The organism is Streptomyces sp. WM6386, from assembly GCF_000972385.1.
Classification (GTDB): Bacteria; Actinomycetota; Actinomycetes; order Streptomycetales; family Streptomycetaceae; genus Streptomyces.
In genome coordinates, this window is sequence record NZ_JXTE01000376.1 from 1 (window position 1) to 597 (window position 597).

A 597-nucleotide genomic window follows, 5' to 3' on the forward strand; every position below is an offset into this window, starting at 1 on the left:
CTGGGCATGCGGGTTGAGGAGGTGGCGCTGCCGGTGCACTACGAGGTGCGCGTGGCCCTCGACGAACTCGGCGTCGACCCCGTGCACGCGGCGACCGCGAGTTGTGTGTGCCTCGTCGTCGCCGCCGAGGCCTCGGACGACGTCCTGGCCGCGCTGCGCGCCCACCCGTACGGCCGTGATGCCGCCGTCGTCGGCGAGGTGACGCCGCCCGGCCGCCACCGGGTCGAGCTGGCACTCGCCGACGGACACACGACGCCCCTCGGGTCGGCGCCCGAGCCACCCGCCCGGCTGGCCTGACCCGAGCAGGCCCGGGAGCAGTTCCCGGGCCCGTAAGGTTGCCAGGCGACTGATTTCCATTCCGCGGGGGGTAATCGCAGGATGCCGGAAATATCCCTTTCTGACGCCGCTTTCGATGAGCTGGACGAAAGGGGGATAGCGGCGTACCGGGAAGCTGTCCACGCCGGTCGCTACGCGCCCGAGCACATCGCACAGGCGGTCGGCATCCCGCTCGAGCAGGCCGACTCCATCGGTCAACAGCTGGTGCATCTGTGCCTGTTGCGTCCGATGCCCGGCACACCGGACGTCCTCGTACCGGTG

Annotated in this window: 1 protein-coding gene and 1 pseudogene; both read left to right on the forward strand. The window is 70.9% G+C overall.

Annotated elements, in window-relative coordinates; all coding sequences use genetic code 11:
- Positions 1–297, forward strand: a 297-nt coding sequence (locus TN53_RS41815) for an AIR synthase-related protein (protein WP_046264132.1), incomplete at its 5' end; no start/stop codon positions are given.
- 81 nt (positions 298–378) lie between these two features.
- Positions 379–597 (forward strand): annotated as a pseudogene (locus TN53_RS48875) (hypothetical protein); the annotation flags it as partial.